This is a genomic window from Paraburkholderia phosphatilytica (genome assembly GCF_003443895.1).
Taxonomy (GTDB): Bacteria; Pseudomonadota; Gammaproteobacteria; order Burkholderiales; family Burkholderiaceae; genus Paraburkholderia; species Paraburkholderia phosphatilytica.
Map to the genome: position 1 here is coordinate 63,179 of NZ_QQOA01000006.1, position 14,360 is coordinate 77,538.

Annotated in this window: 15 protein-coding genes and 1 pseudogene; 10 read left to right on the forward strand and 6 right to left on the reverse strand. The window is 65.9% G+C overall.

Translation table 11 applies throughout. From position 1 onward, the window contains the following. Positions 1-3 precede the first annotated feature (3 nt). The 3 genes from DVS29_RS08350 to DVS29_RS08360 form a co-directional block, all read right to left on the reverse strand. Positions 4-1,092: an LpxL/LpxP family acyltransferase gene (locus DVS29_RS08350; RefSeq protein ID WP_118179978.1), complete on the reverse strand. Its 1,089-nt coding sequence runs from the start codon at positions 1,090-1,092 to the stop codon at positions 4-6. After that, entirely contained in the window at positions 1,089-2,879 is a 1,791-nt protein-coding gene (locus tag DVS29_RS08355; protein WP_118179979.1) for an ApeI family dehydratase, read from the reverse strand. Before DVS29_RS08355 ends, DVS29_RS08350 begins: the two co-directional genes overlap by 4 nt. Positions 2,880-2,976: 97 nt before the next feature. Then, a complete protein-coding gene (locus DVS29_RS08360; RefSeq protein WP_118179980.1) occupies positions 2,977-3,633 on the reverse strand; it encodes a COG4648 family protein in 657 nt (218 codons plus the stop codon). Between the two features lie 546 nt (positions 3,634-4,179). Here DVS29_RS08360 and DVS29_RS08365 point away from each other — a divergent pair. The 10 genes from DVS29_RS08365 to DVS29_RS38310 all read left to right on the forward strand — a co-directional run bounded on the left by DVS29_RS08365 (position 4,180) and on the right by DVS29_RS38310 (position 11,958). Then, complete coding sequence (locus DVS29_RS08365) at positions 4,180-4,482, forward strand: phosphopantetheine-binding protein (RefSeq protein WP_276314291.1); 303 nt, start codon at positions 4,180-4,182, stop codon at positions 4,480-4,482. Positions 4,483-4,649: 167 nt separating this feature from the next. Then, a complete protein-coding gene (locus tag DVS29_RS08370; protein WP_118179982.1) occupies positions 4,650-5,420 on the forward strand; it encodes a glycosyltransferase family 2 protein in 771 nt (256 codons plus the stop codon). Between the two features lie 24 nt (positions 5,421-5,444). Beyond that, positions 5,445-5,942, forward strand: coding sequence for an SRPBCC family protein (locus DVS29_RS08375; protein ID WP_118179983.1), 498 nt, complete (start codon positions 5,445-5,447; stop codon positions 5,940-5,942). A 480-nt stretch (positions 5,943-6,422) separates the two neighbouring features. Continuing rightward, positions 6,423-6,683, forward strand: a complete 261-nt coding sequence (locus DVS29_RS08380; RefSeq protein ID WP_118179984.1) for an H-NS family nucleoid-associated regulatory protein — start codon at positions 6,423-6,425, stop codon at positions 6,681-6,683. Positions 6,684-6,917: 234 nt separating this feature from the next. Then, entirely contained in the window at positions 6,918-7,496 is a 579-nt protein-coding gene (locus DVS29_RS08385; RefSeq protein WP_118179985.1) for an NnrU family protein, read from the forward strand. Positions 7,497-7,671: 175 nt separating this feature from the next. Further along, positions 7,672-8,442 carry a GntR family transcriptional regulator gene (locus DVS29_RS08390; protein ID WP_118179986.1) on the forward strand — a complete coding sequence of 257 codons (771 nt, stop codon included), beginning with the start codon at positions 7,672-7,674 and terminating at the stop codon, positions 8,440-8,442. Between the two features lie 17 nt (positions 8,443-8,459). Then, entirely contained in the window at positions 8,460-10,220 is a 1,761-nt protein-coding gene (locus DVS29_RS08395) for a fumarate reductase/succinate dehydrogenase flavoprotein subunit (protein ID WP_118180140.1), read from the forward strand. Then, positions 10,213-10,458: a 4Fe-4S dicluster domain-containing protein gene (locus DVS29_RS08400; RefSeq protein ID WP_118179987.1), complete on the forward strand. Its 246-nt coding sequence runs from the start codon at positions 10,213-10,215 to the stop codon at positions 10,456-10,458. The genes DVS29_RS08395 and DVS29_RS08400 overlap by 8 nt, the downstream gene beginning before the upstream one ends. Positions 10,459-10,621: 163 nt before the next feature. Next, positions 10,622-11,638 (forward strand): HEAT repeat domain-containing protein, encoded by a 1,017-nt coding sequence (locus DVS29_RS08405; RefSeq protein ID WP_118179988.1) that lies wholly within the window; start codon positions 10,622-10,624, stop codon positions 11,636-11,638. Next, positions 11,638-11,958, forward strand: coding sequence for a gamma-butyrobetaine hydroxylase-like domain-containing protein (locus DVS29_RS38310; RefSeq protein WP_118180141.1), 321 nt, complete (start codon positions 11,638-11,640; stop codon positions 11,956-11,958). Before DVS29_RS08405 ends, DVS29_RS38310 begins: the two co-directional genes overlap by 1 nt. A 138-nt stretch (positions 11,959-12,096) precedes the next feature. Here DVS29_RS38310 and DVS29_RS38315 read toward each other — a convergent pair. The 3 genes and pseudogenes from DVS29_RS38315 to pcaH form a co-directional block, all read right to left on the reverse strand. Next, positions 12,097-12,432 (reverse strand): annotated as a pseudogene (locus DVS29_RS38315) (polysaccharide biosynthesis/export family protein); the annotation flags it as partial. Positions 12,433-13,068: 636 nt separating this feature from the next. Then, positions 13,069-13,653 carry a protocatechuate 3,4-dioxygenase subunit alpha gene (pcaG, locus tag DVS29_RS08420; RefSeq protein ID WP_118179989.1) on the reverse strand — a complete coding sequence of 195 codons (585 nt, stop codon included), beginning with the start codon at positions 13,651-13,653 and terminating at the stop codon, positions 13,069-13,071. Positions 13,654-13,655: 2 nt separating this feature from the next. Beyond that, a complete protein-coding gene (gene pcaH / locus DVS29_RS08425) occupies positions 13,656-14,360 on the reverse strand; it encodes a protocatechuate 3,4-dioxygenase subunit beta (RefSeq protein ID WP_118179990.1) in 705 nt (234 codons plus the stop codon).

Consider the following 14,360-nt stretch of genomic DNA (forward strand, 5'->3'; position numbering starts at 1 on the left):
GCGTCAGGGCTCCTTCGTGCTCGTGAAGTCGTGGCGCGCGGCGAGCGATGCGCGCTGTGCGCTGCCGGTCGCGGCCACGGTAGCGTTTCTCGCGGGCGCGGCGTTGGTCGCGTCGTTTGCTGCGTGCCCCGCCGCGACTTTTGCGCGGCGCGGTGCTGGCGCCTGGGTCGAGGCGCCGCCGCTCGCGCTGCCGTGCTGCCAGAAGTCGTAGAAGTTGAACCAGTTGTACGGCGCCGCGCGGCAATACTGCTCGACGAAGCCGACGTAGCGGCGCAGCGCGCGCTCGATCTCGGCAGCGCGCTCGCCGCGCTCGACCTTCGAGAAATCGGCGAGCGTTTCGAAGTGGATGTCGTAGCGGTTGCCGCCGCGATAGAGCCCGGTCATGAAGATGACCGGGCGGCGCAGCATCGCGGCCATGTGCAGCGGACCGAGCGGAAACTCCGCGGGCGTGCCGAGGAACTCGACGCTGCGGGTCGAGCCGCCCGCATCGCGCAGCAGCGACCGGTCCGCGAGCATGCCGATCATGCTGCCGCTGTCGAGATAGTCGCGCACGCGCAGCATCGAATCGACCTGGCCGAGGCCGATCACGTCCTGCTTCACGGTGGGGTTCATCGCCGCGAGCAGCGTGTTGATGTGCTGCACGTTCTCTTCGTACATCGCGATCGCGACGCGCAGTTCGGGATGGGTGCGGCCGATCGCGCGCATCACCTCGAAGCTGCCCAGATGCGCGCCGAGCAGAAACGCGCCGCGGCCGGAGAGCCACGCATCGCGCACGAGCGCCTTGTTGTGCAGCTCGATGTCGAACAGGTCGAAGCGCTCGTTGAGCAGGAACAGCCGGTCGTGGATCGTCGAGCCGAACGTCAGCATGTGCTGCCAGATATCGCCGAGCGTGGCGGGACGGCCGAGCGCGCGTTGCAGGAATTCGCGCGACGCGCGCCGTGCCGATGGCGACGCCAGCAGGAAATACGCGGTGGCCGGGTAATGGACGAGGCGGGACAGACGCCGGCCGAGGCGCAGCGAGATCCACGTCATCGCGCGCAGCATCGGCATGCTGGTGCGTTCGCTCGCCTGGGCCCAACTGCTGCGGTTCATGAGCGCACCTCCTCGGCCGTGGCGTCAGCTTGCTGCGTGGCGTGCGCGACGCGTGTGGCGGTGGCCGCGATCACGCCGCTCGCGACGGCGCGCGAACCCGCCTGCACGCTGAAGCGGATCGCGCCGCTCGGCGCGACCTCGAAGCTCACGTCGAGCGGCGTGCCGGGCGCGGCCGGGCTCAGGAATTTCGCGGAATTCAGCCGGACCGCGCCGAACGGCCGGTCGAGCGCCTTGCCGATCGCGTCGATCGCGCAGTCGAGCAGCACGACGCCCGGCACGATCGGCTGGCCGGGGAAGTGGCCGGGCAGCGCCGGATGATCGTGCGGGATCGTGAAGCGCAACGGGTTGTCGCTGTCCGTCTGGGCCGCCGGCGGCTTCGCGGTTTGCGGCCCGCGATGCGTGTGCGTTGCGACGAGTTCGAGCAGCTCGTCGCGCGGCAGCTTGCCGGTGGCATTGCGCGGCAGCGCATCGACGAACACCAGCGGGCGCGGCATGAACGCGGCGTCGATCCGCTGGCGCAGCGCGCGTTGCAGCGATGCCATATCGAGACCCGGTGCGACGACGAACGCAAGCAGGCGGCGCGTGTGCTCGCCGGGCAGCGCGTGCGCGCCGGCGGGCTCGTCGTCGGGCATGAAGAACACGCCGTCGACGACACCGGCAATCTCGTTCAGCTGATGGTTCAGGTAGCCGAGCGACGTGCGCTTGCCGGCGATATTGATCAGGTCGGCCTTGCGTCCGTGCAGCAGGAAATGCGTGTCGTCGACGAGTTCGATCGCATCGCCCATCGCGACCGGAGCTTCGACGTGGCCGCCGGAAACCCACACGGACGGCGCGTGCTCTTCGCTATCCGCGGCGTGGTTTCGCGCGTCCATCCGGATGCCCGGATACAGCTGCCATTGCGCGCCGTGCGCCGTTCGGCGGGTCGCAATCTGGCCGGTTTCCGTGCTGCCGTAGATCTCCATCAGCGGCGCGCCGAGCGTCGCTTCGCTTTGCACGGCAAGCTGCGGCGCGAGCGGGGCGGTGGCGGACAGCGTCAGCGCGACGGGCGGCAGCGGTTGCTCCGACAGCATCAGCGCGCGCAGATGCACGGGCGACGTGACGAGCACGCGCGGCGCCGGCACGGCCGCGAGTTCGCGCGCGACGTCGACCGGATAGAACGGCTGGCCGTTGCTGAACGCGAGACCGCCGACGAGCGCGAGCAGCACCGTGTTCTCGAAGCCGTACATGTGCTGCGGCGGCACGGTGCCGACGAGCGTCGCACCGCTATCCGCGAGGCCGAGATTGACCGCCGAGAAACTCAGGCAGCGCACGAGGAAACCCCAGGTCTTGCGGTGCGGCACCGGCACGCCGGTCGAGCCCGACGTGAACAGATAGGCCATCACGCGCGATGCGTCGATCCGCGGCACGGCGATGTCTTCCTGCGCGTCGGCTTCGGCTTCGGCATTGGCTGGCGCTTCGACATAGCGGAAGCGCGGCAGGTCGACCGTGCAGTCGTCGCGATCGTGCAGGCAGAACACGTCCGGCGCGAACGCAGCGAGCTGCTGGATCATCTGCGGCGTATGCGACGGCGGCAGCAGGCTGATCTTGCCGGCCACGAGCGTCGCGCACAGGCCGACCGCGAAGCGGTAGCGGTCCACGCACTGGTTGAATACGTGTCCGCCGTCCGGCAACGCGGCCGCGAGCCGCGCGACGTCCGCGAGGAACGTGCGGACCGGAACGGGCGAGCCGTCCCGCCAGGCGATCGTCTGGTCGAGCGACGGATGGGATACGAGCGGCAGACTCAGCATGACGTCATTCAGGAGCGCGGGCGAATGGTACGGATAACGGATCGTTCTGGTTGGTTACCCGGTGCGCGCGCGGTTCGCGCTGCGCCGGATTAGCGTTTCATTCGATGCGCGCGCCGCGGGCTTCGAACGTCGAGCGGCATGCGCGGGCGGTGGCCAGCATGCCGGGCGATTCGACGTCGGGCAACGCGATGCGGCGCCACAGGTGCTCGCCCGCGAACATCGCGGCGACGAGCGGGAATGTCAGGTAGTTCGCGAACGTCGACCACGTGACGAGCGACGAGGTGGCGAACAGCAGCGTCGATATGGCCGCGATGCTCAGGAAGAAGAGCATCCACGCGACGGTGATCTGCCGCGTGTACTGCGCGATGCGCGGCGTCAGCGTGCCGTGGACCATGCGCGCGAACTGGCTGCACAGCGGTTCGCGGCCGGCGGCCAGCGTGCGGCCGAACAGATAGGCGAGCGCGAGGTTCAGCGCAATCTGTTCGAGGTACGCGCCATACGCGAAGTTGCGCGCGAGCGGCGTGTGCACAGACCAGAGCAACGCGCAGCCCAGCGTCCAGAGCGGCAGCAGCATGGCCCGATGCGGCGAGCGGGCGGCGGCGGCGAACGCGACGGCAAGCAGTGGGGCAAGGACGAGCAGCAACCCGAAGCCTTCCGCGCCTGGCTTGCCGACCGCGTAGTGCGTGCCGATCTCGCAGGTGGCGAGCACCGCGACCGTCGTCGCGGCGCGGGCGAACTGCCGCAACGTGCTCATGCCGCGCTCCCCGCGGCGCGCAGCCGCAAGGCGGCCCGGCCGGACGGCGGCGCCGCACTGGGGCGGCTTTCATCAGCGAACGAAAGAGGCGAACGAATACGCTGCATAGTGGTGCTTCATATGTCGTCCGATACGCGCTGCGCGCCATCGGACGGCTTTAATCGTAGGAATCTTGCGCGCAGGCCCGATCACACCTTCAGGCGGCGCAATTTCCGGGCCCGACCGCGCGCCTGTTATAGAGACCAGGGGAGCGGCGGGCCGGTTGCTCCCCCTTTGTAACTCTTTGTAGGGTGCGCGAAGTGCGTGTGGCGGGCGCAATTCTATCGCACCGGACGGCCGTCTCAGGTGCGTTGGGCTTACCCCGGGTTTCATCTCGAAATCGCCGACGCGGCGAGCCGTACCCTTCGTAACCCTTTCCCCGTATACGGCCCAAGGGCGCTCGGCTAGAATCGCCGCAAGCTAACAATCTTAAAAAGCGGGGAAAGGGCGCTCTGCCGGTCGGTCCGAAGGCCGGTCCGGTGGCAGGCCGTGCGACCCGGCTGCCCGGTGCGACGTTCGACCGGCGCCACGACCCCGCGCGCACGCACGATGAACGAACTTGAACGAGAGCTGGCGACCCTGATCGTCCGCGAACTGAATCTGGAGGACATCGACCTCGACTCGCTGTCCGGCACGACCCCGCTCTACGGCGAGGGCCTCGGACTCGACTCGATCGACATTCTCGAGATCGCGCTGCTGATCTCGAAGAAGTACGGGTTCGAACTGCGTTCGGATAATCCTGACAACCAGAAGATCTTCGCGACGCTTGGCGCGCTCGCGGCGTATGTCGCCGCGAATCGCGTCCGCTGACGCTACGCCGCGGTCGCCGCTCCCGTCGAAATCAGAAAGCTGGATGTAATGCGGGGCGGCGGGTTTGTCGTCGGGTAGGTCTCCCAGGTAATCTTTCCGGTGCGCCGCGCGAGCCGCGCGGTGCGCAACGAACGACCCGCCGACCGGTTTCTCCACTTGCCGTTTCCATGTCAATCCAGACCGCCTCGTCCACGCATCTCGTCCTGATTCCAAGCTACAACCCTGGCGACAAGGTCGACGAGACGGTGCGCAGTGCGCGCGAGAACTGGAACCCGGTGTGGGTGATCATCGATGGCAGCACGGACGGTAGCGCCGCGCGGCTCGCCACGATGGCTGAACGCGACCCGGGGTTGCGCGTGATGGTGCTGCCGGAGAATCGCGGCAAGGGCGCGGCGGTGCTGGCTGGACTCGACGAAGCGTCGAGGCTCGGCTTCACGCACGTACTGACGATGGACTCGGACGGCCAGCATCCGGCCGACCTGATTCCCGCGTTCATGGCGGCGTCGCAGAACGCGCCTGGCACGATGATCCTCGGCCGGCCGCGCTTCGGACCCGAGGCGCCGCTCGTGCGGGTCTACTGGCGGCGCATGTCGAATCTCTGCGCGCATATCGAGACGCTTTACGCCGGCATCGGCGATTCGCTTTACGGCTTTCGCGTGTATCCGGTCGAACCGCTGCGCGCGCTGATGCATGGCCAGAGCTGGATGCGCCGCTTCGATTTCGACCCGGAGGCCGCGGTGCGGCTCTGCTGGAAAGGCGTGCGGCCGCTCAACATCGAAGCGCCGGTACGCTACTTCCGCAAGGACCAGGGCGGCGTATCGCACTTCCGCTACGTGCGCGACAACGTGCTGCTGTTCTCGATGCACTTCCGGCTGCTCGGCGGTTTCCTGATCCGCCTGCCGATGCTCGTGGCGCGTCGGCTCGCGTCGACGCGCTAGCGTGGGCGTGCGACGGATCCGCCGATGCGCACGGGCGAATACCGCTTCCTGACGATCTGGCGGATCGAGGCGCCGCTCGATGCAGTCTGGAGCGCGGTGCACGACGCCGGCGGCTGGCCGCGCTGGTGGCGCAACGTGGAAGCCGTCAGCGAGATCGAACCCGGCGACGCACAAGGCGTAGGCGCATTGCACCGCTATACATGGAAGGGCGTGCTGCCTTACCGGCTGACGTTCGACGTGCGGGTGACGCGCATCGAACCGCAGGCGCTGCTCGAAGGCTCGGTGACGGGCGCGCTGGCGGGCACCGGGCGCTGGCAATTCTCGCGTGAAAACGGCGTGACGGTCGTGCGCTACGAGTGGCGGGTCGAAACGCAGCAGCGCTGGATGAATCTGCTGGCGCCGCTCGCGCGACCGCTGTTTCGCTGGAATCACGATGCGGTGATGCGCGAGGGTGGCATTGCGATTGCGGGCCTGCTAGGTGCACGCGTTGCAGGTATCGAGCAGCGCATGCTGTCCGACTGAACGCAGCGTGTGGTTTTGCGGGTTGCCGGTCATGCGGAACGTGGGTTGCAACACAATCTGCCGCAAGCTGCTGCTAACGGTCACGAACCGCGGGACCGAAAGCGTGCTATCCTGGGTTCAATGCCTGACACATGACGCAACAGAATTGACGCGATTGTGTGCGCCGTCGAGATGCGCTTGCGTGGGGTCGGGGATCGAATTTGTCGCGATGGTTTCGCATCGAATTAAAACGTTTGCGTGAAAGTCCTTTTAACCCTTGATCGGCGGGGCTTTCCGCAGTTATGATGGCGCGAACTCGCAGGCCTGTGTGCCGGTTTCATCACTGCCCGCGCGGCTAAGCGCGGCGGCGCCCGATTCCTCAGGGCACACGTCCAGGTCTGCATCGCCATCCGTTCTTTACTTTCTACTGATGCTTCGCTCATAGACGCGAGGCTTTTCCGCATGGACGCGACTGGAATTTCCGGCGGCTTTAATGCCCCAATGTCGAAGCGACAGGATCAACGCATGTTCGATAACGATGGAGAAGCGCGCGACCGGCTAATCGTCTGGATACGGCGCCGTATGGAAGAGTATGGGATTTCGCTCGAAGCACTGGCGGAATCGCTCGATGCGGACCGCGAGGCGCAAACGCCGATGTACCGCGATGCCTACGGCAATACGTGGGACGGCAAGGGGGACAAGCCGGAGTGGCTCGCGCGCGCCATCCACGCCGGTCAGGACATGGAACATTTCCGTTGCTGATTTTCGCAGCCGATCGCGGCCGCGTAAAACCGGATGGTTAAATCCCGACTCAAACAAACCGGTCGGTTTAATCTGATTCGAGTCTTATCTTTCTTATTTTAATTAGTCGGTCTTTTTCGACTGGCCGGTTTTTCGGGCAGCGGGTCCCGTGTCGTGTGTCATGCGGCCAGGCTGGCACGAAATCGCGGGGTGAGCGACAATCGCGGCCATCCGACACCTATCGGGGGACTCGCGATGGCGCTGCTGATAATCGGGCTGGTCATGTTTCTGGGCGTGCACTCCGTGCGGATCGTCGCCGAGCCCTGGCGTCGCGCACAGATCGAGCGTCTTGGCGAACGGCGCTGGAAAAACCGCTACTCGGTCGTGTCGCTGATCGGCCTCGTCGTGCTGATCTACGGTTACGGACTCGCGCGGCGCGAGCCCGTCGTGCTCTGGGCGCCGCCCGTCTGGGGTCCGCATCTTGCCGCGCTCTTCACTGCCGTCGCGTTCATCCTGTTCCCGGCCGCGCATGTGCCGAACAATCACTTCAAGTCAGTGCTGCATCATCCGATGACCGTCGGCGTCGCGCTGTGGGCGTTCGTGCATCTGCTCGCGGTCGGCACGCTCAACGCGGTGGTGCTGTTCGGCGCGTTTCTGGTGTGGTCGCTTGCCACGTTCGCGGCGGCCGTGCGTCGTGACCGCGTCGCGGGCACGCTCTACCCGCCGGGCGAATGGTCGCGCGATGCGATGGCGGTCGTCTCCGGGCTCATCGCGTGGGCGCTGTTCGCGTTCCTGCTGCACGGCTGGCTGATCGGCGTGCGGCCCTTGGGGTGATCGGCGGGTTGGTTTAAGGTCGGTTCACGCAAGGTTTCCGACCTTAGGCTTACGTCACTTCGCTTAGCCCTTCGCTTAGCCGCCAGACGGAAATCGATAGCAGCAAATCTTGGTTTGCCGCTCTGGCGGTGCTCCTTACACTGCGTCTCATCTTGTCATAACAAGTCGAGCGCAGATGTCTCCTGCAAAGCTGATCCAGATCGCACCGCCGCCGCTCTACGAGCAGATCAAGGCGGCGTTGCGCGCGGCCGTGCTGGACGGCACGTATCCGGCGCATAGTCAGATGCCTTCCGAAAGCGAGCTGTGCGCGATGTTCGGCGTCAGCCGCATCACCGTGCGTCAAGCGCTTGGCGACCTGCAGAAGGAAGGGCTCGTGTTTCGCCTGCATGGCAAAGGCACGTTCGTGTCGAAGCCCAAGGCGTTTCAGAACGTGTCCGCGCTGCAGGGGTTCGCCGAGGCGATGACATCGATGGGCCACGAGATCGTCAATCGGTTGACGCGCTTCCGCACGGCCAAAGCGGATTCTCGTGTCGCCGCGAAGCTCGGGCTCGAAGCGGAAGCGCTCGTGACGGAGATCCAGCGCGTACGTCTCCTGAATCGCGAGCCGGTATCGCTCGAATCCACCTGGTTGCCCGAAGCAATCGGCAAGCGGCTCGCCAACGCCGATCTCGCGACGCGCGACATCTTCCTGATACTCGAAAACGACTGCGGCGTGCCGCTCGGTCACGCCGATCTGGCGATCGACGCCGTGCTGGCCGACGAGACCGTCGCCCACGCGCTGTCGATCGACGAAGGCAGCCCCGTTCTGCGGATCGAGCGTCTGACGCACGATGCGGCCGGCGCGCCGATCGACTACGAACACCTGTATTTTCGCGGCGACGCGTTCCAGTACCGTCTGCGCATCGACCGCCAACCGTATGCAACCAGCACGAGGAGCACGCAGTGAGCGAAGCAGCGAATCCGTTGAACACACAGATCAGCGAGTACGACGTGCTCGTGATCGGCGGCGGCACCGCCGGCCCGATGGCGGCGATCAAGGCGAAGGAGCGCGACCCGAACCTGCGCGTGCTGCTGCTCGAAAAGGCCAACGTGAAGCGCAGCGGCGCGATCTCGATGGGCATGGACGGGCTCAACAATGCCGTCATTCCCGGCCACGCGACGCCTGAGCAGTACGTGCGCGAGATCACGATCGCGAACGACGGGATCGTCGATCAGTCCGCGGTGTACGCGTATGCGAAGCACAGCTTCGCGACGATCGAGCAGCTCGACCGCTGGGGCGTGCGCTTCGAGAAAGACGGCACCGGCGACTATGCGGTGAAGAAGGTGCATCACATGGGCTCGTACGTGCTGCCGATGCCGGAAGGGCACGACATCAAGAAGGTGCTGTACCGGCAGCTGAAGCGGGCTCGCATCGCGATCTCGAACCGCATCGTCGCCACGCGCCTGATGACGGACGCGGACGGACGCGTGTCGGGTGCGATCGGCTTCGACTGCCGCACCGCGGAGTTTCACGTGATCCGCGCGAAGGCCGTGATTCTCTGCTGCGGCGCGGCCGGCCGGCTCGGGTTGCCGGCGTCGGGCTACCTGATGGGTACCTACGAAAATCCGACCAACGCCGGCGACGGCTATGCGATGGCCTATCACGCCGGCGCCGCGCTCGCGAACCTCGAATGCTTCCAGATCAATCCGTTGATCAAGGACTACAACGGTCCGGCCTGCGCCTACGTGACCGGGCCGCTCGGCGGCTTTACCGCGAACGGCAAGGGCGAGCGCTTCATCGAGTGCGACTACTGGAGCGGCCAGATGATGTGGGAGTTCTACCAGGAACTGCAGAGCGGCAACGGGCCGGTGTTCCTGAAGCTCGATCATCTTGCCGAGGAGACGATCCAGACGATCGAACAGATCCTGCACACGAACGAACGCCCGAGCCGCGGTCGCTTCCATGCGGGACGCGGCACCGACTACCGGCAGCAGATGGTTGAGATGCATATCTCGGAAATAGGATTTTGCAGCGGCCATAGCGCGTCCGGCGTCTACGTGAACGAGCGCGCGGAGACGACAGTGCCGGGTCTCTACGCGGCTGGCGACATGGCGGCGGTGCCTCACAACTACATGCTCGGCGCGTTCACTTATGGCTGGTTCGCCGGACACCACGCGGCGGAGTATGTGGAAGGACGGCAGCATGCGCCGCTCGACGATGCGCAGATCGACGCGGAACGCGCGCGCATCTATGCGCCGTTCGGGCGCGAGCATGGACTTGCGCCCGCGCAGGTCGAATACAAGCTGCGCCGGATGGTCAACGACTATCTGCAGCCGCCGAAGGTCACACGCAAGATGGAGATCGGACTGCAGCGCATCGAAGCGATCGCGGACGACGTCGGCGCGATGCGTGCCGACCATCCGCACGAACTGATGCGCGCCGCCGAAGTGCGCGCAATTCGCGACTGCGCGGAGATGGCCGCGCGGGCATCGCTCTATCGCACCGAAAGCCGTTGGGGCTTGTATCACCATCGCGTCGACTATCCGCAGCGCAACGACGCCGAGTGGTTCTGCCACACGTGGCTGCAAAAGGACGAGCACGGTCGCATGACGAGCAGCCGGCGCGCGATCGAACCGTATGTCGTACCGCTCGACGACGCGGCGCGCGGCGCCTACCAGAAACTGCGTGTAGGCGCGCCGGCGCCGGTGTCCACGCATCAGCAGACAGGAGTCGCCCATGTCTAGCGTGCCGCACGATATCTATCAGCGCAGCACCGCGCCCGTCACGATCGATGAAGACCTTTGCATTGCCGACAAGGGCTGCACAGTCTGCGTCGACGTCTGCCCGCTCGATCTGCTCGCGATCGATACGACGAAGGGCAAGGCCTATATGAAGTTCGATGAGTGCTGGTATTGCATGCCGTGCGAGAAGGACTGCCCGACCCAGGCGGTTAAGGTCGACATTCCGTATCTATTGCGATGACGGTTGCGCTGGCACTCGTTTCGGCTGCGGACCGCAACCCGCGCTCGTAGTGCTTATTCACGACCGCTTCACGTGCTTCCTGCGCGATCCTGATCATGTGGAGCGGGATGATGCTGGAGTTCTGCTTTTCTCATGCGGCTTAAGCCTTTTTTCTTATTCAGTTATGGCCGACTCTTCACTGTTTCTGTTCGATCCCGACGCAAGCCCGCCGGAGGCCGCGCCGATGCTGGGCCGCCTCGCCGCGGAGGACGCAGCCGTGCGTCGCATCGCGCTGCTCGACCTCGCGGATCTCGAAGACGACGCTTTGCTCGCACCGATCTGCTCGGTGCTGGCCTCGGATCCGGCCGCGAGCGTGCGCGCGGAGGCCGCGCGCGTGCTGGGCGCCTGGGAGCGCGACGATATCGTCGATGCGCTCTGCGTCGCGCTTGCCGATGCCGATAACGCAGTGCGCGATGCCGCGGCGGAGAGCCTGGCCGGATTGAAGTCGGCGGATTTGGCGCCGGTGCTCGTCCGGCATCTCGGGCATGCCGCGCACGCCGCTCCGTTCGTCGCGCAAGCGGTGCTGCGGGCGCTGCGGGAATTGCGCGACGAGAGCGCGTTCGAACCGGCGCTGCGCGCGCTTGACTCAACCGACGCTGGTGTGCGGCTCGAGGCGGTCGGCGTGCTCGGCTGGCTGAAGGATGCCCGCGCGCTGATCCCGCTGACGCGCACCGCAACGCACGATGCCGACGCGGATGTGCGGCGGGCGGCGGTCGGCGCGCTGGGGCAGGGCGGTCACAGTGAGCCAGCCGATGAGGCCGCCATCCGCGACGCGTTGCTGCAGGCGCTGCGCGACGACGCGTGGCAGGTGCGCGAAGAGTCGGCGACTACGCTCGGCAAGCTGCGCGCACAGGTGGCGCTCGACGCGTTGCTCGGCGCGCTCGATGATCCGTACTGGCAGGTACGTCTGCAGGCGGCGCGCGCGCTCGGCAAGCTGGCGGACCGCCGTGCTGGCGGCGCACTCGCCGGACTGCTGACGCATGCCATCAGCAATCTGCGGAAGGAGGCCGCGCTTGCGCTTGGCGAACTCCGCGATCCGGCAGTCTTGCCGGCGCTGCATGACGCGGCCGGCGATCCCGATCCCGAGGTGCGCAAGGCAGTGCGGATCGCGTTCGCGCAGATCGGCACCCAGGCGGCATGATGGATGTTTCTGAATTAGATGCGCCGGTAACTATCTGTGTCGATCGCGGCTCGCGTAGGCTCGTGCTTGCCTGGGCGGACGGACGCGCCGTCGAGCTGCCCTTCGCGGTGCTGCGCGCGCAGTGCCCCTGTTCGTCCTGCCGACGTCTCACGCAACGACCGACGCCCGCCGATTTCGGCTCGATCGACGTGACGAGTATTCAGTCGATGGGCTACGGCGTGCAGTTCATCTTCAACGACGGGCACGAGCGCGGCATCTATCCGTGGGCGTTGCTTGCCGAAATGGGCTGGCGTGTCGGGCAAGTTATCCAAAATGGATAGAAAGTCATCCTGAGGTTTATTGGCTTGCTCGAGTTTGAGGCAATGCGTCTTTTTCCGTGATCTGCGTTCAATTTGCAGGTATTGCAATCGCCCCATGCGAGAAATCTGTGCCGACCGGTACGAAGCAACGCGTACCGTGACCTGCGGCGCCTTGTAAAGCCGCTCGAGGCGATGCGGCAGTAGCTCGCGCATATGCTCGCTGCGCAGGCCGGCAACGTGAAGCGAGCCCGCATACGGAAACTGGATGTCGCCGGACTGATCGACGATGAAGCCGGCCGGTGCATCCGCGGGACGAACCTGCGACTGCCCGGGCGCGCCAAGTGCGGCTGCGAGTTCAGGGTGATCACAGACGGTGATCTGCCGCACGTCGCCCGCTCCCAGCAGATAGGGCTGGGGCGCTTCGATCAGCGCGCTCGAACTGGCGCAGGCGGCTTCATCCGCCGTGCGGATTCGCGGCAGCAGCGATGCGTCGATCTCGGTTGGGCACCTGCAATGCGTCGGCGCTCACGCGCGCGCTCGCGTCTTGAGCGCCAGGTGCCGCCGACGTGGCCATATGCATGCCCGGCGCGACCGTGCAGGCGGTAAGCGCGAAAGCCGCGGCAAGCGCAGCTCCAGAACGCATGGATTTGCCGATGCACCTGCGCACCGGGATGTTGCACAACATGAGGTGACCTGTGTGATGCTTCGCCGCGCGACTGGATGCATCGCGGGCGAATTGCAACGACCAACCTTAGGAGACCGTGCAGGATGGGTTCGACTTCCCGACGGGATCGGCCAAAACTCGAATCGCTTCCGCAGGCGCGCTGTGCTACTTCAGGCGGCCGAGGCGGGAATGTGATCGAGGACGAGCAGCGAGGGATGATCGCCGGCTGTCCGGCCGCTTGAAATAGGATTGATATTAAGTATTCACTGAATAGTGCGCGGAGACGAAGTGCAGCATCGGCGTGCGCTCGCGCCCGGCTTTCGCCGGCAGGAGGGGGAAGGGAAAGTGGGAGGACAGCGTGCGATGGCCGGTCCGTCCGGCCATCGTGATGTGAACAATGCGGAGAGTCGATTTGCCGCGTCAAACCATGCGGCGGATCGACACGGCCAGAACGGCCGGTTTAGCGATCAGACGTCGAAGAACACCGTCTCACGCTCGCCTTGCATATGAATGTCGAAGCGGTAGGAGTTAAGGGCATCCGGATCGCGACGCGCGATCAGCGTCGCCCGCCGATCTGCCGGTACCGACTGCAGCACCGCGTCGGCTTCGTTCGCGGCGGCTTCGTCTTCGAAGTAGATCCGCGTGAAAGCGTGCAGCAGGATGCCGCGCATCAATACCGTGACGTTCAGGTGCGGCGCTTCGTCGGCGCCGGTGCTGGCCGGTTTCACCGTCTCGACGATGAACCGCTGCTGCGGATCCGTGCCCGTTCCGACCCGCGCGAAGCCGCGAAAGCCGGTCGCGAGCACATCGTCGCGCGACTGCGGGTAGCGTCCCTCTGCATCGACCTGCGTGACCTCGATCATCGCGTCGCCCACCGTGGCGCCTGCGCCGTCGAACACCTGGCCGACGATGCGGATGTGCTCGCCCCGCGCATCCGGGTCGACGACATTCGGCGTGAAGATGCTACGCAGATCGAAGTTATATTGCTCGGGGCACAGCCCGTAAGCGAAGTAGGGGCCGACGGTTTGCGACGGCGTTTGCTTGAGAGTCATGTTCAACGCTCCATCGGGGTTTCGTTGGGGCCGCGCAGCACGATGTCGAATTCGAAGCCCAGCGCGTACGCCTCTTCCGTGCGGTCGAGCGAGAAGCGCGCGATCAGCCGGTCGCGCGCCTGCTCGGGCGTGCCCTGGAAGATCGGGTCGTAGGCGAGCAGCGGGTCGCCGGGGAAATACATCTGCGTGACGAGCCGCGAGCCGAAGTAGTCGCCGAACAGCGAAAAGTGGATATGGTTCGGGCGCCACGCATTCGTATGGTTGCCCCACGGATACGCGCCTGGCTTGATCGTCATGAAGCGGTAGCGGCCGTCGTTGTCGGTCATGCAGCGGCCCGCGCCGAGGAAGTTCGGGTCGAGCGGCGCGTCGTGCTGGTCGGTCTTGTGGACGTAGCGGCCGGCCGCGTTCGCCTGCCACACTTCGACGAGGGTGTTGCGCACCGGCTTGCCGCCTTCGTCGAGCACGCGGCCCGTCACGATGATGCGTTCGCCGAGCGGCGCGCCGTTGCGTGCGGCGTTGCGTGTCAGGTCGCTGTCGAGCGGGCCGAGGTCGTCGGTGCCGTAGACCGGTGCGCGCTGGTCGCGCAGCTTTTCCTTGAGCGGAATCAGCGGCAGCGTCGGGCCGCGCAGCGAAGTCGAACGGTACTCGGGGTAACGGTAGATCGGATGCGACTCGAAGTCGCGGGGCGACAGGATCGTCTCGTCCAT

Bases quoted from the DNA above. Each gene is read 5' to 3' on its own strand.
- DVS29_RS08350 (WP_118179978.1), bottom strand. From the start codon at position 1,092: ATGAACCGCAGCAGTTGGGCCCAGGCGAGCGAACGCACCAGCATGCCG.
- DVS29_RS08355 (WP_118179979.1), bottom strand. From the start codon at position 2,879: ATGCTGAGTCTGCCGCTCGTATCCCATCCGTCGCTCGACCAGACGATC.
- DVS29_RS08360 (WP_118179980.1), bottom strand. From the start codon at position 3,633: ATGAGCACGTTGCGGCAGTTCGCCCGCGCCGCGACGACGGTCGCGGTG.
- DVS29_RS08370 (WP_118179982.1), top strand. From the start codon at position 4,650: ATGTCAATCCAGACCGCCTCGTCCACGCATCTCGTCCTGATTCCAAGC.
- DVS29_RS08375 (WP_118179983.1), top strand. From the start codon at position 5,445: ATGCGCACGGGCGAATACCGCTTCCTGACGATCTGGCGGATCGAGGCG.
- DVS29_RS08380 (WP_118179984.1), top strand. From the start codon at position 6,423: ATGTCGAAGCGACAGGATCAACGCATGTTCGATAACGATGGAGAAGCG.
- DVS29_RS08385 (WP_118179985.1), top strand. From the start codon at position 6,918: ATGGCGCTGCTGATAATCGGGCTGGTCATGTTTCTGGGCGTGCACTCC.
- DVS29_RS08390 (WP_118179986.1), top strand. From the start codon at position 7,672: ATGTCTCCTGCAAAGCTGATCCAGATCGCACCGCCGCCGCTCTACGAG.
- DVS29_RS08400 (WP_118179987.1), top strand. From the start codon at position 10,213: ATGTCTAGCGTGCCGCACGATATCTATCAGCGCAGCACCGCGCCCGTC.
- DVS29_RS08405 (WP_118179988.1), top strand. From the start codon at position 10,622: ATGGCCGACTCTTCACTGTTTCTGTTCGATCCCGACGCAAGCCCGCCG.
- DVS29_RS38310 (WP_118180141.1), top strand. From the start codon at position 11,638: ATGGATGTTTCTGAATTAGATGCGCCGGTAACTATCTGTGTCGATCGC.
- pcaG (WP_118179989.1), bottom strand. From the start codon at position 13,653: ATGACTCTCAAGCAAACGCCGTCGCAAACCGTCGGCCCCTACTTCGCT.
- pcaH (WP_118179990.1), bottom strand. From the start codon at position 14,360: ATGGACGAGACGATCCTGTCGCCCCGCGACTTCGAGTCGCATCCGATC.